Origin of the sequence: Amycolatopsis sp. SB7-3, from assembly GCF_041021335.1 — a bacterium.
GTDB lineage: Bacteria > Actinomycetota > Actinomycetes > Mycobacteriales > Pseudonocardiaceae > Amycolatopsis > Amycolatopsis japonica.
In genome coordinates, this window is the sequence record NZ_JBFPJQ010000007.1 from 131,906 (window position 1) to 152,441 (window position 20,536).

Below are 20,536 nucleotides of genomic sequence, written 5' to 3' on the forward strand. Positions count from 1 at the left end.
TCAGGAATGAGTCTGCGTCTGGGGCCCTTGCTGCGGCATGTCGACGAAACGTCGGCGACGGTGTGGGTCGAGACCGGCACAGCCGGTGAGGTCGAAGTGCTCGGCACCACCGCGAGGACGTTCGAGATCAAGGGCCACCACTACGCCCTGCTGGTGCTGACCGGTCTCGAACCCGGCTCGTGCGTCGAATACGAAGTACGCGTCGACGGCGAAAAGGTGTGGCCTCCGGCCGATTCCGAGTTCCCGCCGAGCCGGATCCGGACGCTGCCCGAGGAGGAGTCGAGGGTCCGGCTCGTCTTCGGCTCGTGCCGCAAACCGCACGACGGCGACACCTACGGCCCGGACGCGCTGGCCGCGTACGCCCGCCGGATGGCCGCGGGCGAGGAAACCGAGTGGCCGCAGGCGTTGCTGATGCTGGGCGATCAGGTCTACGCCGACGAGACCACCGACGAGACGCAGGAATGGCTGAAACGGCGCCGGGACACCTCCCGCCCACCGGGTACCGAGGTGATGGACTTCGAGGAATACACCCATCTGTACTTCGAGGCCTGGGGCGAACCGGCGATCCGCTGGCTGCTGTCCACCGTGCCGACGTCGATGATCTTCGACGACCACGACGTCCGCGACGACTGGAACACCTCCCTCGCCTGGCAGCGGCGGATGCGCGCGCAGCCGTGGTGGCGGGAACGGCTGCGCGGCGCGATCATGTCCTACTGGGTCTACCAGCACCTGGGGAACCTCGGCCCCGCGGAACTCGCCGAAGACGCCACCTTCCAGCAGGCGATCGGTTCCGGCGGTGACAACGCCGATCTGCTCTCCGCGTTCGCCGATGAAGCCGACAACGAGCGCGACGGCACCAAAGGCGCGCGGTGGAGCTATCGCCGCGACTTCGGCGGCGTGCGGTTGCTGGTCATCGACAGCCGGGCGGGGCGGATCCTGGCGGGCGGCGCGCGGTCCATGGTCGACGACGACGAATTCGACTGGATCGAGGAGAACGCCGCCGCGCCGTGCGACCACCTGCTGATCGGCTCGTCGCTGCCCTGGCTGCTGCCGCCGGTCATCTCCCACCTGCAGTCGCTGAACGAACGTGCCTGCGAGCGTCCCGGATGGCGCGGCAGGCTCGCGGAGAAGATCCGCCAAGCCGCCGACCTCGAACACTGGGCCGCGTTCCGGGCTTCGTTCGAGCGGTTGTCCGCGATGATCGCCCGTGAGGGACGGCGGGACGACCCGCCCGCCACCATCGCGGTGCTTTCGGGCGACGTCCACCACGCCTACATCGCCGAGGCGCACTACCCCGAGCCGGTGACATCGACCGTCTTCCAGCTCACCTGCTCCCCGGTCCACAACGCCATGCCGCGTCCACTCCGCTGGGCCTTCGCCGGCACGTGGTCGGACGCGGTGGCGTCCCTCGCGCGCCGCTGGGCCGACCGGGGCGGCGTCGCGGCCGACCCGCTGACCTGGACCAAGGTGTCCGGACCGCATTTCGGCAACGTCATCGCCACGGTCGAGACCGAGGGCCGGGCGTGCGTCACGACGATCGAGCAGGCGACCGGCGACGGACTGGTCGAAGTGGCCCGACAGAGGCTTACCCGGGCCGAATAGTCGCTGGGTAATATCGGCCCGTGACAACCTCTGCCGAAACACTCGAGTTCCAGTCGGAGGCACGTCAGCTGCTTCAGCTGATGATCCACTCGATCTACTCGAACAAGGACACCTTCCTGCGGGAGCTGGTGTCCAACGCCTCCGACGCACTGGACAAACTCCGCCTCGAAGCGTTCCGCGACAAGGAACTCCAGGCGGACACCGACGATCTCCACATCGAGATCGCGACCGACCCCGAAAACCGCACCCTCACCGTGCGGGACAACGGAATCGGGATGAGCCGGGACGACGTCGTGGCGCTGATCGGCACGATCGCGAAATCCGGCACCGCCGAATTCCTGAAGAAATTGAAGGAGACCAAGGATTCCGCGGCCTCGCAGGATCTGATCGGCCAATTCGGCATCGGCTTCTACGCCAGCTTCATGGTGGCCGACAAGGTCACGCTGCTGACCCGCCGTGCCGGATCGGACGAGGGCGTCCGCTGGGAATCCGAGGGCGAAGGCACATACACCATCGAGACGGTCCCGGACCTGCCGCAGGGCACGTCGGTCGTCCTGCACCTCAAACCCGAGGACGCCGAAGACCAGCTCTTCGACTACACCTCGGCCACGAAGATCAAGCAGATCGTCAAGAAGTACTCGGACTTCATCACCTGGCCCATCCGGATGACCGAAGGCGAAGAGGTCGTCACGGTCAACTCGATGAAGGCGCTGTGGGCCCGTCCGTCGTCCGACGTCACCGAAGACGAGTACAACGAGTTCTACAAGCACGTCGCGCACGACTGGAACGACCCGCTGGAGACGATCCGGCTCCAGGCCGAGGGCACCTTCGAGTACCAGGCGCTGCTGTTCCTGCCCGGCCACGCGCCGCTCGACCTGTTCATGCGGGAGCGCAAACGCGGTGTCCAGCTGTACGTGAAGCGCGTCTTCATCATGGACGACTGCGAAGCGCTGATGCCGGAGTACCTGCGCTTCGTGAAGGGCGTCGTCGACGCGCAGGACCTCTCGCTCAACGTCTCGCGCGAGATCCTGCAGCAGGACCGGCAGATCCAGCTGATCCGCCGTCGCCTGGTCAAGAAGGTGCTGTCGACGGTCAAGACCCTGATGGCCGACGAGAACCGCTACAAGTACGACACCTTCTGGAAGGAGTTCGGCCGGGCCGTCAAGGAAGGCCTGCTGGACGACCACGAGAACCGCACCGCGATCCTCGACATCTGCTCGTTCGCCTCGACGAACGACCCGGAGAAGCTCACGTCGCTGCGTGAGTACGTCGAGCGGATGAAGGACGGCCAGGAGCACATCTACTACCTGACCGGCGAGTCGCGGCAGAGCATCGAGAACTCCCCGCATCTGGAAGCCTTCCAGGCCAAGGGTTACGAGGTGCTCGTGCTCACCGACCCGATCGACGAGATGTGGGTCGACGCCGTCTCCGGCTATGAGGAGAAGCAGTTCCAGTCGGTCGCGAAGGGCGAGGTCGAACTCGACTCCGACACCACCGACGAGCAGAAGGAGGAGTTCTCCGGTCTGCTGACCTGGCTGACGACGACGCTGTCGGAGCAGGTCAAGGAGGTCCGGCTCTCGTCGCGGCTGACGACGTCGCCCGCCTGCATCGTCGGCGACACGAACGACGTCACCCCGACGCTGGAGAAGATGTACCGCGCGATGGGCCAGGAACTGCCGCAGATCAAGCGGATCCTGGAACTGAACCCGGGGCACCCGCTGGTGTCCGGGCTGCGGTCCTCGTTCACCGAGAAGGGCGAGTCCGAAGGGCTCGCGGAGACCGCGGAACTGTTGTACGGCATGGCTTTGCTCGCCGAAGGCGGCGAACTGGCCGACCCCGCGCGCTTCACCAAGCTGCTCGCCACACACCTGCAGAAGACTCTGTAGTCGAAGCGCGTGAAGGCCTCCTTCCCTCGGCTCAGCCGAGGGAAGGAGGCCTTCACGCGCGTTCAGGGCCGGGTCTTCCAGAGCACCAGCACGAAGTACGGCGTCCCGACCATCGCGATGACCAGACCCGCCGGGATCTGGGCGGGCGCGATGACCGTCCGCCCCAGGGTGTCCGCGACGCTCACCAGCAGCGCCCCGAGCGCCGCGGCCACCGGGACGATCCGGCCGTGCCGTCCCCCGACCAGCGAGCGCGCCAGATGCGGTGCGACCAGGCCGACGAAGACGACCACGCCGATGGCGGACACCGCGGTGGCCGCGAGGATCCCGGACGCCGCCAGCACCACCAGACGTGACCGTTCGATGCGCATCCCGAGCACGCGCGGGGTGTCCTCGTCGAGGGCGTGCAGGTCGAGTTCGCGGTGCTTGATCCACAGCAACGGCGTCAGCGCGACGAGCGCGAGCGCCACGGGCACGACCTGTTCCAGCGTGCGGCCGTAGGTCGAGCCGGACAGCCAGGTCAGCGCCTTGGCCGAGTTCCACGGGTCGGAGACCACGATCAGCAGCGTGATCAGCGCCATCCCGGCCGACCAGACCGCGATGCCGATGATCACCAGCCGGTCCGAGTCCAGCCCAGACCGCCAAGCCAGCCCGTAGACCAGCAGGAACACCACGGTCGCGCCGGCCCCGGCGGCACCCGCGATCGACCAGGCGCCGACCGCGGGGACGATGGTGATCAGCGTGATCGCGCCGAGTCCGGCGCCCGCGGTGATGCCGAGCAGGCCGGGTTCGGCGAGCGGGTTGCGGCTGACCGACTGGATGCCGCAGCCGGACACGGCCAGCGCGGCACCGGCGAGCAGCGCGGCCAGCACCCGCGGAAGCCGTTGGTCCAGCACGAAGGTGAGCGCGGTCCCGGTGTTGCCGGTGACCCAGTTCGCGAGGTCGCCGAGCAGCACCATGCGGTCGCCCAGCATCAGGCCTGCCACCGGGACGACGGCGAGGAGAGCCACCAGGACGACGGAAATGAGCACGAGCCGCCGGGTCGATCCGGCGACCCCGACCCGCCCGGCCGGGGCCGGTCGACGCGAGCCGCTTCCCCGGCCGCGCCGCGCCAGCCACACCATCACGACGGCGCCGACGATCGTGGTCACCACCCCGGTGGGCACCCGCACGGCGGCGGCCGAACCCATAATCGCCCGCAGGACGACGTCGGCGCCGAGCACCGTGACGACGCCGACCAGTCCGGAAACCGGCAGCAGGGCGCGATGTTTGGCGATCGGCAGCAGCAGTCGCGTGATCACCGGCGCGCTCAGCCCGACGAACCCGACCGGGCCGGCGACGGTCACCGCCGCCGCGGTCAGCGCGACGGTCAGCACGATCGCGGTGACCCTGGTCTGGCGGACGCGCAGGCCGAGCACGGTCGCGTTGTCGTCGCCGAGGGCGAGGATGTCGAGTCTGCCGCCCATCGCGATGAGCGCCACCACGGCGATCACCACGATCGGCGTCATCTGGCCGGTCGCGCGTAGATCGGCCACCGTCAGCGAACCGCTGCCCCAGGCGAACAACCCGCTCGTCTCCTCCTCGAACAGGAGCAGCAGCAGGACGGTCACCGACTGGAGCGCCAGCAGCATCGCCGAACCGACGAGCACCAGCCGAGGGCTCGCGGCACCGCCGCCCGCGAGACCGAGGACGACGACGGCCGCCGCGAGCCCGCCCACGAACGCCGCCCCGCCCACCGGCACGAGCGGCAACGAGAGACCGAACGCGGAGATGGCGACCACGGCGAAGTGCGCGCCCGCGTTGACTGCGAGCGTGTCCGGCGAGGCGAGCGGATTCCGTGCCACGGACTGCATTCCCGCGCCCGCGACACCGAGTGCGATCCCGAGCAGCAACGCGGCGAGCAGCCGGGGGACGCGCGCACCCTCCAGTACCGCGAGGGTCTGCGCGTCGCCCTGGCCGAAGATCGCCTTCACCACGTCCAGCGGACCGGACGTCGAAGTGCCCTGCGTCAGGTGGATGCCGGCGAGGACGGCGATGAGCACCACCAGTCCCGCCGACACCGCGATGGTGCGGGCACGCATCAGGTCGTGACTGCCTTCACGATCTGGTCGGCGGTCAGGATGATCGACTTCGGTCCGCCGAAGGTCCACGTGCCCGACTCGAGTTTGTGGATCTTCTTCGACACCACGAACGGCAGCCGCTGGTAGACGGCGTTCTGCGCGAGCCCGGTGGTGAAGACGTCCTCTTCGGACGCGCTGTAGAACAGCACGGTCTTCGGGTCGGTGATCGCGGTCAGGCCCTCGACGTCGGTCTGGCCGAGACCCCACTGCGGGTCGACCTTGCCGGTCCAGGCGTTCTTCAGGCCGACGGCCTCGGCGGTGTCGGAGACCAGCGAACCCTTGCCGAACGGGCGGATGCTGACGGTGCTGCCTTCGAGGTAGCCGTCGGCCATCAGGAACGGGGTGCCCGCGGCGCCCTTGGCCTCGACGGCCTTCTTGCCCTCGGCGAGTTTGGCGTCCATTTCGGACAGTTGCTTGTCCGCGTCGGCCTCCTTGCCGACCGTCTTCGCGATCAGCTTGAAGTCCTCGCGCAGGCGGTCGAAGTTCCGGCTCGCGTCGCTGGACTTGGTCACCACGACCGGCACGTACTTTTCGATCTGCGGGACCAGGGTCGAGTCGCGCTCGTCGGCGATGATGACGACGTCGGGGTTCAGCCCGACGATCGCGTCGACGCTGGGTTCGTTGCGCTTGCCGACGTCCTTGACCTCGGCGGACAGGGGAGCGGCCTTGTCCCAGACGTTGTAGCCCGCGACGTCCGCGGCGCCGACCGGCATGACACCGAGCGACGCGACCATTTCGGCCTCGCCCCACTCCAGCGCGACGACGCGCTTCGCCGGGGCCTTGAGGGTGACGGTCTTGCCGCGGGCGTCGGTCACCGTGACCGGTCCGCTCGCGGCGGCGGATTCGCCCGGCGCGGCCGCGGTGTTCTCCGTGGTGCCGCAGGCGGACAACAGCAGGGCCGTCGCCGCGACGAGGGCGGCAGGGATCGACAAACGCATGGTTCTTCCTGGATTTCTCAGGCGGGCCTGGGCGAATACCGCCCGAGTGGCCTGCAGTGGATCGCGCCCGTCACCGGGTCGTTCGCGACGTGGACGGTGACGCCGTAGGCCTGGGAGAGGTGTTCGGAGGTGAGCACCTGCCCGATGTCACCCGTGGCCACGATGGTTCCCTCGCTCAGCAGGACGACCTCGTCGGCGATGATCGCCGCGTGGTCGAGGTCGTGCAGCACCACGCCGACCGCGACGCCTTCTCCTGCCAGATCGCGGACGACGTCGAGGATCTCGACCTGATAGCGCAGGTCGAGATGGTTGGTGGGCTCGTCGAGCAGCAGCACGGAGGTCTGCTGGGCGAGACAGGAAGCGAGCCAGACGCGCTGGAGTTCGCCGCCGGAGAGCTCGTCGACCCCGCGTTCGGCCATCGCCGTCACGCCGGTGAGCTCCATCGCGCGGCGGACCGCGGCGGCGCCGTCGACGTCGACCCCGCGCCAGCCGGAGCGGTATGGATACCGGCCGTAGGCGACGACGTCGCGCACGGAGACCCCGCTCGGGGTGGGCCGGTGCTGGGTCAGCAGCGTGACCTGGCGGGCGAATTCCTTGCCGGACAACGCGTTGCCGCCCCAGACGGCACGTTCGCCGAGCCGGACGCCGCCCTCGCGGGGCTTGTGCAGCCGCGCCAGCGAGCGCAGGAGCGTCGACTTGCCGGAGCCGTTCGGCCCGACCAGCGCGGTCACCGTACCGGCGCGCAGGGACAGGGACACCCCGTCCACCACGGCCCGCTCTTGGTGCGCGAGCACCAGGTCATGGCCGGTGAGCAGCGCGTCTTCCGTAGACATGAGGGGAGCCTAACCTAACGCGAGGCTCAGCCCCATGTCACGAGAGACACAGAGCGCGGGGTGATTGTCCGGTTACGCTGCCCGTGCCGTTTCCCGCCGCCGCTTGGCCAGCCGCTTCCCGACGATCCCGTGCCGCGGCCCGAACAGGTAGACCAGCGTGAACCCGGCGCCCTGCACCAGCACGATCATCCCGCCGGACGCGGTGTCGAGGTGGTAGCTCAGATACAGCCCGGCCACCGCCGCGAGCACCGAGAACGACGGCGCGATCACGAGCATGCGGCCGAACCGGTCGGTCAGCAGGTACGCCGTCGCGCCGGGGATGATCAGCATCGCCACCACCAGGATCACGCCGACCACCTGCAGTGCCACCACCGCGGTCAGCGCGAGCAGGCCGAGCAGCGCGGCGCCGAGCACCCGCGGGTTGAGGCCGATCGCGTGCGCGTGCGTGGGATCGAAGGCGTACAAGGTGAAATCACGGCGTTTGAGCACGAGCAGGGTGAGCGTGATCGCGCCGAGGACGCCGATCTGGATCAGATCCGAGGTGTCGACGCCGAGCAGGTTGCCGAAGATGATGTGGTTCAGGTCGGTCTGGCTCGGGGTCACCGAGATCAGCACCAGACCGAGCGCGAACAACGTGGTGAACACGATGCCGATCGCGGCGTCCTCCTTGACCCGGCTGGTGTCCCGGACGACGCCGATCAGCGCCACGGCGAGGAAGCCGAACACCACGGCGCCCAGCGCGAAGGGCGCGCCGAGGACGTAGGCGAGCACGACACCGGGCAGCACCGCGTGCGAGACCGCGTCACCCATCAGCGACCAGCCGATCAGTACCAGCCAGCACGAGAGCACCGCGCAGACCGCGGACGCGATGACCGTGGACGCCAGCGCCCGCACCATGAAGTCGTAGCTCAGCGGTTCGAGGAACAGGTCGTACAGACTCACGCGAGTTCTTCTTCCCGTTGCAGGACGTCGAGTCCGAAGGCCAGCGCGAGATTCTCGGGCCGGAGCACCTCGCCGGGGGAGCCGTGCGCGAGCACCTTGCGCATCAGCAGGATCGCCTCGTCGGCCAGGCCGGGCAGCGCGTGCAGATCGTGGGTGGAGATCAGGACCGCGGCGCCGCCGGCCGCGAGTTCCTTGAGCAGCCGGGTGATCGTGGCCTCGGATCGCTTGTCCACCCCGGCGAACGGCTCGTCCAGCAACAGGACACGGGCACCCTGGGCGATCCCGCGCGCGACGAACGCGCGTTTGCGCTGTCCACCGGACAACTGACCGATCTGGCGTCCGGCGAGTTCGGTCAGCTCGACCCGTTCCAGCGCGTGGTCGACGGCTTCGTGATCGGCGCGGCGCGGGCGGCGCGTGAAGCCGAGCCGCCCGTAGCGGCCGGTCATCACGACGTCCCGCACGGACAGCGGGAACGACCAGTCGACGTCCTCGCTCTGCGGCACGTACCCGATCACGCCGGTCTTGCGGGCGCGGGTGGGGGCGCCACCGTCGATCGACACCGTGCCGGTGTCCGGCCGGACCATCCCCATGATCGTCTTGAACAGTGTCGACTTGCCGGAGCCGTTCATCCCGACCAGTCCGCACACGCGGCCGTGATCGAGCGTGACGTCGACACCGTCGAGCGCGAGGACGTCTCCGTAATGGACGGTGACGCCTTCGACGCGGATCGCGGCCGTCACGGCTTCGCCCCGGTGAGCGCGGCGACGATCGTCTTCGAGTCGTGGCGGATGAGGTCGAGGTACGTCGGCACCGGACCTTCCGGCCCGGACAAGGAGTCGACGAAGAGCACGCCGCCGAACGCGGCCCCGGTCGCGGAGACGACCTGCCGCATCGGGGCGTCGGAGACGGTCGACTCGCAGAACACCGCGGGCACCTTGTTCTCCTTGACGAACCCGATCGCGCGGGTGATCTGCTGCGGGGTCGCCTGCTGTTCGGCGTTGACCGCCCAGATGTACCGCTCGGTGAGCCCGGTGTCGCGCGCCAGATAGGAGAAGGCGCCTTCGCAGGTGACCAGCGCGCGCTCGTTCTTCGGCAGTGCGCTCAGCGCGTTCGTCATCTCGTCCTGCACCCCTTGCAATTTCGCCTTGTAGGCGTCGCCGTTGGCCTTGAACACGGCGGCGTCGCCGGAGGAGAGCCCGCTGAACGCCTTCACCATGTTGTCCACGTAGATACCCACATTTTTCGGGGACATCCACGCATGGGGGTTCGGCTTTCCCTGATAGGCGTCTTCGCCGATGGCGATGGGCTGGACGCCTTCGCTGACCACCTTGTGCGGCGCGTCGCTCTCCTTGACGAACCGGGCGAACCACGCCTCCAGGTTCAGCCCGTTGTCGAGGATCAAGTCGGCCTTCGCGGCTTTCTTGATGTCGTCCGGCGTGGGTTCGTAGCCGTGGATCTCCGCGCCGGGTTTGGTGATCGACTCGACCTTGAGCTTGTCGCCCGCGACGTTCGAGGCGATGTCCGCCAGGACCGTGAACGTCGTCAGCACCACGGGCCGCTTGTCGTCCGTGCCGCCGGCGGGCCCGCCGCACGCGGACAGGACGAGTGCGGACGCCGCCAGCGCGCACACGGTCTTGCGCAGATTCGCCATCCCGTGAGTCTAGAGTTCGGTATGCCGAACTTCCAACTCACGTGTGCCTTAAATCTCCGTGGCCGTCCGGTCCCGCTCCCGTACGGACTCCAGCAGTAGCTGGGAAACGTCGCGCACGGTGACGTTCTCGCCACGCTTCTCGCTCTGCCGCTGCACGAGACCGTCGTTCAGCATCACGCGGCAGAACGGGCAGCCGGTGACGATCGTTTCGGCGTCGGTGCCGAGCGCTTCGTCGACGCGTTCGAGGTTGATGCGCTTGCCGATCTGCTCCTCCATCCACATCCGCGCGCCGCCGGCGCCGCAGCACAGCGAGCGGTCCGCGTGCCGGGGCATCTCGCTGAGCGTCGCGCCGGTCGCGCCGACGAGTTCGCGCGGCGGCTCGTAGACCTTGTTGTGGCGGCCGAGGTAGCACGGGTCGTGGTAGGTCACCGGGCCGGCGTCGACCGGTTTGACCGGCGTCAGCTTGCCCGCGCGGACGAGCCGGTTCAGCAGTTGCGTGTGGTGCAGGACCTCGTAGTGCCCGTCCAGTTGCGGGTACTCGCGGCCGAGGGTGTTGAGACAGTGCGGGCAGGTGGTGACGATCTTGCGGGTCCCCGGTTCGCGGCCTTCGAACACCGCGTTCAGCGTCTCGACGGTTTGCTGCGCGAGCATCTGGAAGAGGAATTCGTTGCCGGAACGGCGCGCCGGGTCGCCGGTGCACGATTCGTCGGTGCCCAGGATCGTGTACTTCACCCCGGCGAGATGCAGGAGTTCCGCCGTGGCGCGGACGGTCTTGCGGGCGTTGTCGTCGAACGCGCCCGCGCATCCGACCCAGTAGACGTACTCGACGTCGTCGGCGAGTTCGCCGTCGAAGACCGGTACCTCGAAGCCGAGGTCCTTCGTCCAGGCGAGGCGGTCGGAGTTGTTCTGGCCCCAGGGATTCCCCTTGGTCTCGAGGTTCTTGAACAGCACGCCGAGCTCGCTCGGGAAGGCCGACTCGATCATCACCTGGTAGCGGCGCATGTCCACGACGTGGTCCACGTGCTCGATGTCGACCGGGCACTGCTCGACGCACGCGCCGCACGTGGTGCACGACCAGAGGACGTCCGGGTCGATGACCCCGAAGTCCTCCTTGGTACCGACCAGCGGACGCTCTTCGGGGGCTTCCTTCCCGTCCAGGATGTACGGCGCCTTCTCGAAGAGATGGTCCCGCAGATCCATGATCAACAGCTTGGGGGACAACGGTTTCCCGGTGTTCCACGCCGGGCACTGCGACTGGCAGCGGCCGCATTCGGTGCACGTGGCGAAATCGAGCATGCCCTTCCAGGTGAAGTCCTCGATCTTGCCGCGGCCGAACGTGTCGTCTTCGCCCGGATCCTCGAAGTCGATCGGCTTGCCGCCGGATTCCATCGGCAGCAGCGGGCCGAGCGCGTCCGGGAGCCGTTTCGCGGTGACGTTGACCGGCGCCAGGAAGATGTGCAGGTGCTTGGAGTAGAGCACGATCGACAGGAACGCCAGCATCACGCCGATGTGCAGCAGCAGCCCGACGGTTTCCAGCGGCTCGGTGACCGACGTGCCCAGCGGCTCCAGGAGTTCGCCCACGCCGAGGGAGACCCACGCGCCCGACTCGTACGGGAAGACGCCGACCGCCGCCGAAGCGCCGCGGAAGAGGAACATCGTCCAGATCACGTTGAAGATCATGAACAGGATCAGCCAGGCGCCGCCGGTGTGCGAGCCGAAGAACCGCGACGCGCGCTCCTTCCGTTCGGGCGCTTGGCGGATCCGGATGACCGCGAAGACCGCGAGCGAGACGAGTACCGCGACCGCGATGAAATCCTGCAGGAAGCCCAGGACCGCCCAGTGCCCGATGAGCGGGATGTGGAAGTCGTGGTCGAACAAGGCGCCGTACGCCTCGACGTAGACCGAACCGAGGATCACGAAACCCCAGAACGTGAACAGATGCGCGAGTCCGGGGACGGACCATTTGAGCAGTTTGCGCTGCCCGAAGACCTCGGCCAGATGCGTTTTCGCGCGGACGGCCATGACGTCGGAGCGTTTCTCGTCCGGCTGGCCGGAGCGGATCAGTTTGTAGAGCCAGACGGCGCGACGGGCGGCGAAGGCGAGGCCGGCGACGGTGATGAGCAGACCGAGGATGAGACGAACGAGCACGAGTCCTCCGGGGGAGAATCGGCTCAGTGAGAGCCGGTGTAGTACCGGCACGCCTTGCAGGCGTACCGCATTTTGGCCACTCGCCACCGTTTTCGGTAGGCCTCCAGATGGCCCGGCCGTGGCGGATGCACGCCGAGCCTGCGGTGACGGCGGATCCGCCGCCCCGTTTCGAAGAGTTCGGTCGCCAGGCCGAGATAGGCGCGCCTGAGCGCGATCCCCGGCTCCGCGGCGAGGTTGTCCCGGCAGAATCGGTGCAGCAGCGCGAGATCGGGGAGACCGGGGGAGGTCACGCCGGGGAGGTGTTCGACGACGCCGAGACCGGGATGTCCGGCGGGCACGGAGAAGCGCGCGGGGAGTCCACAATGGACGCAGGTGAGCGTGCAACTCAGGCACCGGGTGACGTGGCGGATCCGCCGTTCGCGCTGATCCTCGTCGATCGTCTCGCGAACGTGCCAACCCAAGGGAGCCTCCCAAGACCGTGGTGTGTCCTGTGTCACTCTCAATACTGGAGAGTAGGGCTCGCCCCGATGGCGCGACAGGTCCAACCGGATGGCTTCCGGGCGGCCGGTCGGCGTAACGCTCCGCTCCCAGGCCGGATCGCATTCAGAGGACTAAATGCGGGGAGGGCCCGCGCACGCTTCCGCACACCGTGACCCAGTCGTAGCCGAAAACGGCCCGCCCGGCGTCACGCGCTGGTTATAGTCCTGACCCGGGGTAATGGGGGAGGGAACGACGGCGATGGGCGGGTTCGTCACCGCGGCTCTGGGGTTCCCGGCCGTGCTCTTCAGCTTCCTGCTGATCGTGGTGATCGGCTACTGGCTGCTGGCACTGCTCGGCGCGGTCGATGTCGACGACTTCGACGGCGGCGACGGGCTCCTGGCCGGTTTCGGCGGCGTCCCACTGTCCATTTCGCTCTCTTTGCTGATCGCATTCACCTGGTTCGCCAGCCTGGCAGGGACGGTTCTTCTCGATGACCTTGAGCTTTCGACACCATCGAGGATCGGGTTCGGGGTCGGCGTGCTCGCCGTCGCGCTCGTCCTCGGCACACTCGGGACGAGGGTGATCGTGGTGCCACTACGCCGGGTGTTCGGTCCCGCGAGGGAACCGAGCAGGAAGGACTTCGTCGGCAGGGCGGCGGTCATCCGCACCTCGTCGGTCACGCACGACTTCGGGCAGGCCGAAGTCGCCGCCGCCGACGGGTCGACGGCCATTGTGGACGTTCGGCAGGCGGGCCAAGGCAACCTGACGGCGGGCAGCCGCGTGGTTCTCTATGACTACGACTCCGAACGCGAGTTCTTCTGGGTCGAGTCTTTGGACATCTGAAGCAGAAAAGGAACACTATGGGTGCCATCAGCGTGGGGGCCGGCGTTCTGATCGCCGTGGTAGTTGTCATCCTCCTGGTCTTGCTCTTCACGATCACCAGGTTGTTCAAGAAGGTGCCGCAGGGTAAGGCACTGATCATCTCGAAGGTCCGCCGCGTCGACGTGACGTTCACCGGCGCGATCGTCCTGCCGGTGCTGCACAAGGCCGAGATCATGGACACCTCGGTCAAGGCCATGGAGATCACCCGGACCGGCCGCGAGGGCCTGATCTGCCGGGACAACATCCGCGCCGACATCCGGATCTCGTTCTTCGTGCGGGTCAACAAGACCGTCGAGGACGTGATCAAGGTCGCGCAGGCCATCGGCACCGAACGCGCGAGCCACGAGGCGACCCTGCAGGAACTGTTCAACGCCAAGTTCTCCGAGGCGTTGAAAACCGTCGGCAAGCAGCTGGACTTCGTGGATCTCTACACCAAACGCCACGAATTCCGCGATCAGATCATCCGCGTCATCGGCACCGACCTCAACGGGTACAGCCTGGAGGACGCGGCCATCGACTACCTCGAGCAGACGCCGATGGCGCAGCTCGACTCCGCGAACATCCTCGACGCGCAGGGTATCCGCAAGATCACCGAGCTGACCGCGATCGAGCACGTGCGCACCAACGAGTTCCGCCGCAGCGAGGAGAAGGAGATCACCCGCCAGAACGTGGACGCCAAGGAGGCGATCCTCGAACTGGAGCGGCGGCAGGCCGACGCGGAGATCAAGCAGCGCCGCGAGGTCGAGACCATGCGTGCCCGCGAAGAGGCCGAGATCGCCAAGGTGCAGGCGGAGGAGCGGCTCAAGTCGCAGGCCGCCGGACTGCGCACCGACGAGCAGCTCGGGATCCAGCACCAGAACCAGCAGCGTGAGATCGAGGTCGCGGGCAAGAACCGCGAACGCGTGATCGCCATCGAGAGCGAGCGCATCGAGAAGGACAGGCTGCTCGAGGTCATCGGCCGCGAACGCGAGACCGAGCTGTCCCGGATCGCCAAGGACAAGGAGATCGAGACCGAGAAGCGGTCCATCGCCGAGGTGATCCGCGAGCGGATCGCCGTCGAGAAGACCGTGGCGGAGCAGGAAGAGAACATCAAGAAGCTCCGCGTCGTCGAAGAGGCACAGCGTCAGCGCGAGGCCATCATCATCCGGGCCGAGGCGGAGGCTCAGGAGAACCTCGTCAAGGACATCAAGGCCGCGGAAGCCGCCGAGGCCGCGTCGAAGCACAAGGCCCGCGAGGAGCTGACGCTGGCCGAGGCGCGCCAGCAGGCCGCCGAGCTGGAGACCAGGGCGAAGATCCGCCTGGCCGAAGGCATCCAGGCCGAGGAGGCCGCGGTCGGCCTGGCCGCGGCGCAGGTCAAGGAACGCGACGCCGACGCGCTGGAGAAGGTCGGCCGCGCCGAGGCCATCGTCGAACGCGAGAAGGCGATCGTGCTCGCCGACGCGATGCGCGACAAGCTCAAGGGCGAGGCCGAAGGTCTCACCGAGAAGGCCGCCGCGATGGCCGCGCTCGACTCCGCCAGCCGCCAGCACGAGGAGTACCGCCTGCGCCTGGAGGCCGAGAAGGAGATCCGGCTCGCCGCGCTCAACGTGCAGCGCGAGGTCGCCGAGGCACAGGCCACGGTGCTGGGCATCGGGCTGGAGAAGGCCGACATCGACATCGTCGGCGGCGAGACCATGTTCTTCGAGAAGGTCATCGGCTCGATCGGCCTCGGCAAGAGCGTGGACGGTTTCGTCGAGCACTCGGACGTCGTCCAGACGCTCGGGAAGTCGTGGCTCGACGGAACGGGCAGCTTCACCGACGACCTGACCAAACTGGTCGGCTCGGTGAGCACGGAGGACGTGAAGAACCTGACGCTGTCGGCCTTCCTGGCCAAGCAGCTGCAGGCGGGCGGCCCGGACAGCGGCAAGGTGCAGGAGCTGCTGGCCATGGCGCAGCGGCTCGGCCTCGCTGACACGTCCGTCGCCGCTCTCGCCCCCGCGAAGCAGTGACGACGACCGAACCGGCGGCAGGAACGGAGCAGCTGGACGCGGGCACCTACGAGGTGCTCCGCGCCCGGCTCGCCGCACAGGCCGCCGAACTGGCGAAACGCGCGGACGAGCTCAACACCGCGCGGCTCGGCGTCTTCGGCAGCGCGCAGCTCGCGCTGATCGGCACGGAGCGGATCCGCACCGCGAACAACTGCGTACCGCGCGACGTCGTGTCGGTCGGCGGCCGGATGTTGTTCGGCTACAACGTCTTCATCGGCCTCAAACCGGAGACGACGGTCGACGACGTCTTCTCGCTGCACGGTTTCAGCCATGACGACGAGGCGTTCCGCTTCGACGACGTGCCGGCCGAGGAGCTGCCGGAGCTGTTGCGCGACGAGCAGTTCGTCCGCGATTTCGCCGAGCTGTACCGGTACTACCGGCAGGCGAAACTGCTGCAGCTGCGGCGGGTCGAGGGCAAACTGCTCGCGGTGTTCCAGATCGGCCCGCGGACCGAGGACATCCGCGTGCTGCGCTGGGGCGTGGCCGCCGACGGCAAGGTGTCCTATGTGGACAGCCGGGGCGAACGCGACCACGTCTTCCCGCCGTCGCACGACTTCGAATGGGTCGAGACCGGCCGCGAGCAGCACGTCCTCGGGCGGCATCCGCATATCTCGATCGAGGACGAGGTGTTCGTCGAGACCGTCGGCGGCAACCTGACGATCAAGGTCGAGAACAACACCGAGACCGGTGAAGGCGTCTACTCCGAACCGGTCGACGAGCCACTGCAGAGCCTGGCCGACGCCGAGGTCTCCTACGCCAGAATCGGCCCGCTGATCCTGCTGCGGATGCTGCCGTACAAGGAGACCGAGTACCGGTACCTGGTGTTCAACACCCGCACCCGGAACGTGGTGCGCCTCGACGGCATCGGGCAGGCGTGCCAGCGGCTGCCCGAGGACCACGGGATCATCTTCCCCGGCGGCTACTACCTCGACACGGGTGTCAGCAAGACCCTCGACACCACTGTGGACGGTCTCGAATTCGAGCGCGTGATCCGTTCGCCCAACGGGGAGGACGTGCTCTACGTCTTCCACGCGCGGGCCGACGGACGCTCGCTGCTCCTGCCGTACAACGTGATCCGCAAAGAGGTCTCGAACCCGATCCCGTGCCACGGGTATTCGCTGTTCGACGACGGCACGATGGTGCTGTTCCGCGCGCTGTCCGACGAGCCGAGCCGCGTGCACCCGATGCAGGTGTGGCGGACGCCGTTCCAGTCGGACACGTACGCCGCGTCGCAGCCGGCCGGGACGGGGCCGCTGGAGCGGGTCGGCAACGCCGATCTGGTCCGCGGCATCTCCGACTGTCTCTCGATCGGCCGGATGGTCGAAGAGATGGCGCCGTCGGCGGCGGTGTTCGAGGCGCTGATCGCCGCGTGCTCGCGGGTCTTCGACCACTACCACTGGCTCGGCGAGGCCGAACTCGGCGATCTGCGGTCGCCGCTGTCCGACGTCCGGGTCACCGCCGAGCAGGTGCTCGACGAATTCGAGACGGTCACTTCGCTCACCGCGCAGGCGGCCGAAGCCGTCGAAGAAGCGGCAGCCGAGACCGCGTCGCTGGTGCGCAAGGTCCGCGGCGAGGCGCTGAACGCGGCCGACGCGTGGGTGCGCAGGCTCGCGGAAATGCACCGTGCGCGCGGGCATCTTGTCACCGTGCGGGAGCTGCGGTACGTCGACACCGACCGCGTCGACAAGCTGATCGCCGATCTCGACGGGAATTTCAGCGAAGCGGCGCAGCGCGCCGTCCGGTTCCTGCAGGGCGAGGACGCGTTCACGAGCTATCACGCCGAGGTCGACGGCCTCATCGAGGCGGCGGGCGCGATCTCCACGGTCGCCGAAGCGGTCCCGGTCGCCGAACGGCTGGACGAGCAGTCCGGCGGGCTCGAAGTCCTCACCGACGTCGTCGGCGGGCTGGAGATCGCGGACGCCGTGGTGCGGACGAAGATCCTCGAACGTGTCGGGGAGGTCATCGGCGCGGTCAACCGGGCTCGCGCGACCCTCGACGCGCGGCGCAAGGAGCTGCTGGAGACCGAGGGCCGGGCCGAGTTCGCCGCCGAGTTCGCGCTGCTCGCACAGGCGATCACCGGCGGGCTCGCGGTCGCGGACACGCCCGACCGCTGCGACGAGCAGCTCGGCAGACTGCTGCTGCAGCTGGAAAACCTCGAGTCGCGGTTCGGGGAGTTCGACGACTTCCTGGCGTCGCTCGGCGAGAAGCGCACCGACGTCTACGAGGCGTTCTCCTCGCGCAAGCAGGCACTGCTCGACGAGCGGGCGCGCAGGGCGGACCGGCTGGTCGATTCGGCCGAGCGGATCCTCACGAGCGTGACCCGGCGGGTCGGCACGCTCGGCTCGGTCGACGAGATCAACACCTACTTCGCCTCCGACCCGATGGTCGCGAAGCTGCGCAGCGTCGTCACCGAACTGCGTGACCTCGGTGATCAGGTGCGCGCCGAAGAGCTTGAAGGCCGGGTCAAGGCCGCGCGCCAGGAAGCCGGGCGCGCACTGCGCGACAGGCTCGACCTCTACGGAGAGGGCGGCGAGACGATCCGGCTGGGCCGCAACACGTTCGCGGTCAACACGCAGGACATCGACCTCACCCTGGTGCCGCACGACGGCGGGATGAAGTTCGCGATCACCGGCACCGATTACCGTTCGCCGGTGCGGGATCCCGCGTTCGAGGAGACGCGGCCGTACTGGGACCAGTTGCTGGTCTCGGAGTCGGCCGAGGTCTACCGCGCCGAGTACCTGGCGACGTCGATCCTGGCCGAACAGCCGGACTTGCAGGACGGCGATCTGCTGGATGTCGTCCGGCGTGCGGCAGGGGATCGTTACGACGAGGGTTACGCGCGTGGCGTGCACGACCACGACGCCGCCGCCATCCTGGCGGTGCTGGTGCGCCTGCGGTCCGCCGCCGGGTTGCTGCGGTATCCGCCCGCCGCCCGGGCCGCCGCCCAGCTGTTCTGGGCTTTCGGCGCCGAAGAGACGGCGAAGTCCGCCTGGACCACGCGTGCCGCGTCGCTCTCGCGGGTGCGGGAAGCGTTCGGGCACACCACGGCGATCGACGCGCTGGCAAGGGAACTCGCCGACGCGATGGCCGCGTTCGCGACGTCCTCGGGGCTGACGCTGGATCTCGAACTCGCCGGCGAGTACCTGTTCGAGGAACTGGCCGACGCGTCGCCCGGGTTCGTCACCAGTGGTGGCGCGCGGACGCTGCTCGACAAGTTCCGGCTGGACCGCCGGAGCTTCGCCGAAGACCTGCGTGCGCTCGAAGATCTGGTGGATCGTCATCAGCTCGCCGAGGCCTGGCTTTCGTCCTTTGTGGACTCTGCTGGTCTTTCTCGTGACGAACTCGCGGAGGCCGTCGCGATCGAACTGGCCGACCTGCCGCGGTACGACTCTTCGGCTGAACTTTCGGCCACTGTGGACGGTCTGCTCGGCTCGCATCCGCGGATCGTCAACCGGTCACTGACCCTGCGGCTCGACGAGACGCTCGCCAGGACCCGGCGATTCCGGCGCGACCGAGTCCCCGGTTTCCGGGCGTACCAACGGTTGCGCAACGACCTGGTGGCGGCCGAGCGCGACAGGCTGCGGCTGGCCGAGTACAAGCCGAAGGTGATGAGCGCCTTCGTGCGCAACAGGCTCCTCGACGAGGTCTACTTGCCGCTGATCGGCGACAACCTCGCGAAACAGCTCGGCGCGACGGGCGATGCGCGGCGGACCGATCAGTCCGGTCTGCTGCTGCTCATCTCGCCGCCCGGTTACGGCAAGACGACGCTCATGGAGTACGTCGCGAGCCGTCTCGGGCTGGTTTTCGTGAAGGTGAACGGACCGGCGCTCGGGCACGAGGTCACGTCGGTGGATCCGGCGGACGCGCCCAACGCGACGGCGCGGCAAGAGGTCGAGAAGATCTCGTTCGCGCTGGAGCAGGGCAACAACGTGCTGCTGTATCTGGACGACATCCAGCACACCTCGCCGGAACTGTTGCAGAAGTTCATCTCGCTGTGCGACGCGCAGCGGCGGATGGAAGGCGTCTGGGAGGGCCGGACGCGGACGTACGACCTGCGGGGCAAGCGGTTCGCCGTCTGCATGGCCGGTAACCCGTACACCGAGCAGGGCAAGCGGTTCCGGATCCCGGACATGCTCGCCAACCGCGCGGACGTGTGGAACCTCGGCGATGTGCTGTCGGGCAAGGAAGACCTGTTCGCGCTGAGCTACATCGAAAACTCGCTCACCGCCAACACCGTGCTGGCCCCGCTGGTCTCGCGGGAACGGTCCGATGTGGACGTTCTGGTCCGGCTGGCCCGCGGCGACGGCTCGGTGCGGGCGGATCAGCTGAAACACGCGTACTCTGCGACCGAACTGGAGCAGATCCTCGCCGTGCTGCGAAAACTGATCAAGGTGCAGCGGATCGTCCTGACGAACAACCAGGCGTACATCGCTTCCGCGGCGCAAGCGGACGCGTCCCGGGTCGAACCTCCGTTCCAGCTCCAAGGCTCGTACCGCAACATGAACAAACTCGCCGGCCGGATCGTGCCCGCGATGAACGACGCGGAACTGGAAGCGCTGATCGACGACCACTACGCCGGCGAAGCGCAGACGCTCACTTCGGGCGCCGAAGCCAACCTGTTGAAGCTGGCCGAACTCCGCGGGCGGCTGACCGCCTCTCAGGCGCAACGATGGGCGGACGTGAAGGCGGCTTATCTGCGTGCGCAAGCGCTGGGCGGGGACGATGAGGACCCGATGAGCCGCGCTGTCGGCGCTGTGGGGCTGCTGGCTGATCGGGTGGGTGCGGTCGAGGCGGCTATCGAGCGGGCTTCGGAGCGGATGGTTGTGCGGGATGTGATGTAGGGCTTTCTTGGGTTTTGACTGCGGCGGCCCATTACCGGGAGACGGTGATGGGCCGCCGGTTTTGTTGCCATGGTGGACAGTCCTCGCGCTGAGGAGGCTCGTTGCCGAAAAACGGCGACGGCGTCTACGCGTTTTCCCATTGCTGGAATTGGTTTCACGTTATTTGCTGGTGATACTGATGTCGTGTGC

At 68.0% G+C, this 20,536-nt stretch carries 13 protein-coding genes; 5 read left to right on the forward strand and 8 right to left on the reverse strand.

Going from position 1 to position 20,536, the window contains the following annotated elements:
• Window positions 1–6 precede the first annotated feature (6 nt).
• Window positions 7–1,602 (forward strand): alkaline phosphatase D family protein, encoded by a 1,596-nt coding sequence (locus AB8M46_RS35500; protein WP_394363022.1) that lies wholly within the window; start codon window positions 7–9, stop codon window positions 1,600–1,602.
• Window positions 1,603–1,622: 20 nt separating this feature from the next.
• Window positions 1,623–3,488, forward strand: coding sequence for a molecular chaperone HtpG (htpG, locus tag AB8M46_RS35505; RefSeq protein ID WP_037346144.1), 1,866 nt, complete (start codon window positions 1,623–1,625; stop codon window positions 3,486–3,488).
• Between the two features lie 62 nt (window positions 3,489–3,550).
• On the opposite strand, the gene AB8M46_RS35510 is transcribed toward htpG, so the two are convergent.
• The 8 genes from AB8M46_RS35510 to AB8M46_RS35545 all read right to left on the reverse strand — a co-directional run bounded on the left by AB8M46_RS35510 (window position 3,551) and on the right by AB8M46_RS35545 (window position 12,578).
• Entirely contained in the window at window positions 3,551–5,566 is a 2,016-nt protein-coding gene (locus AB8M46_RS35510; RefSeq protein ID WP_394363023.1) for an iron ABC transporter permease, read from the reverse strand.
• Window positions 5,566–6,543: an ABC transporter substrate-binding protein gene (locus AB8M46_RS35515; RefSeq protein ID WP_394363024.1), complete on the reverse strand. Its 978-nt coding sequence runs from the start codon at window positions 6,541–6,543 to the stop codon at window positions 5,566–5,568. Before AB8M46_RS35515 ends, AB8M46_RS35510 begins: the two co-directional genes overlap by 1 nt.
• Window positions 6,544–6,560: 17 nt before the next feature.
• On the reverse strand, window positions 6,561–7,376 hold the full coding sequence (locus AB8M46_RS35520; RefSeq protein WP_394363025.1) for an ABC transporter ATP-binding protein: 816 nt from the start codon (window positions 7,374–7,376) through the stop codon (window positions 6,561–6,563).
• A 72-nt stretch (window positions 7,377–7,448) separates the two neighbouring features.
• Window positions 7,449–8,318: a metal ABC transporter permease gene (locus AB8M46_RS35525; protein WP_037346150.1), complete on the reverse strand. Its 870-nt coding sequence runs from the start codon at window positions 8,316–8,318 to the stop codon at window positions 7,449–7,451.
• The gene (locus AB8M46_RS35530) at window positions 8,315–9,058 is read right to left on the reverse strand and encodes a metal ABC transporter ATP-binding protein (RefSeq protein ID WP_394363026.1); all 744 of its coding nucleotides are present in this window, start codon (window positions 9,056–9,058) and stop codon (window positions 8,315–8,317) included. The genes AB8M46_RS35525 and AB8M46_RS35530 overlap by 4 nt, the downstream gene beginning before the upstream one ends.
• A complete protein-coding gene (locus tag AB8M46_RS35535; RefSeq protein ID WP_394363027.1) occupies window positions 9,055–9,969 on the reverse strand; it encodes a metal ABC transporter substrate-binding protein in 915 nt (304 codons plus the stop codon). The genes AB8M46_RS35530 and AB8M46_RS35535 overlap by 4 nt, the downstream gene beginning before the upstream one ends.
• A 48-nt stretch (window positions 9,970–10,017) precedes the next feature.
• On the reverse strand, window positions 10,018–12,117 hold the full coding sequence (locus AB8M46_RS35540) for a (Fe-S)-binding protein (RefSeq protein ID WP_037346153.1): 2,100 nt from the start codon (window positions 12,115–12,117) through the stop codon (window positions 10,018–10,020).
• A gap of 23 nt (window positions 12,118–12,140) precedes the next feature.
• The gene (locus AB8M46_RS35545) at window positions 12,141–12,578 is read right to left on the reverse strand and encodes a hypothetical protein (RefSeq protein WP_038518537.1); all 438 of its coding nucleotides are present in this window, start codon (window positions 12,576–12,578) and stop codon (window positions 12,141–12,143) included.
• A gap of 277 nt (window positions 12,579–12,855) precedes the next feature.
• Between AB8M46_RS35545 and AB8M46_RS35550 the strand changes: the two genes are divergently transcribed.
• The 3 genes from AB8M46_RS35550 (at window position 12,856) to AB8M46_RS35560 (ending at window position 20,347) form a co-directional block, all read left to right on the forward strand.
• A complete protein-coding gene (locus AB8M46_RS35550; RefSeq protein ID WP_037346159.1) occupies window positions 12,856–13,440 on the forward strand; it encodes a hypothetical protein in 585 nt (194 codons plus the stop codon).
• Window positions 13,441–13,520: 80 nt separating this feature from the next.
• A complete protein-coding gene (locus AB8M46_RS35555) occupies window positions 13,521–15,467 on the forward strand; it encodes a flotillin family protein (RefSeq protein ID WP_235213451.1) in 1,947 nt (648 codons plus the stop codon).
• Window positions 15,464–20,347 (forward strand): DNA repair ATPase, encoded by a 4,884-nt coding sequence (locus tag AB8M46_RS35560; RefSeq protein WP_394363028.1) that lies wholly within the window; start codon window positions 15,464–15,466, stop codon window positions 20,345–20,347. The genes AB8M46_RS35555 and AB8M46_RS35560 overlap by 4 nt, the downstream gene beginning before the upstream one ends.
• The last annotated feature ends 189 nt before the right edge of the window (window positions 20,348–20,536 follow it).

Bases quoted from the DNA above. Each gene is read 5' to 3' on its own strand.
- AB8M46_RS35535 (WP_394363027.1), bottom strand. From the start codon at position 9,969: ATGGCGAATCTGCGCAAGACCGTGTGCGCGCTGGCGGCGTCCGCACTC.
- AB8M46_RS35520 (WP_394363025.1), bottom strand. From the start codon at position 7,376: ATGTCTACGGAAGACGCGCTGCTCACCGGCCATGACCTGGTGCTCGCG.
- AB8M46_RS35500 (WP_394363022.1), top strand. From the start codon at position 7: ATGAGTCTGCGTCTGGGGCCCTTGCTGCGGCATGTCGACGAAACGTCG.
- AB8M46_RS35515 (WP_394363024.1), bottom strand. From the start codon at position 6,543: ATGCGTTTGTCGATCCCTGCCGCCCTCGTCGCGGCGACGGCCCTGCTG.
- AB8M46_RS35550 (WP_037346159.1), top strand. From the start codon at position 12,856: ATGGGCGGGTTCGTCACCGCGGCTCTGGGGTTCCCGGCCGTGCTCTTC.
- AB8M46_RS35510 (WP_394363023.1), bottom strand. From the start codon at position 5,566: ATGCGTGCCCGCACCATCGCGGTGTCGGCGGGACTGGTGGTGCTCATC.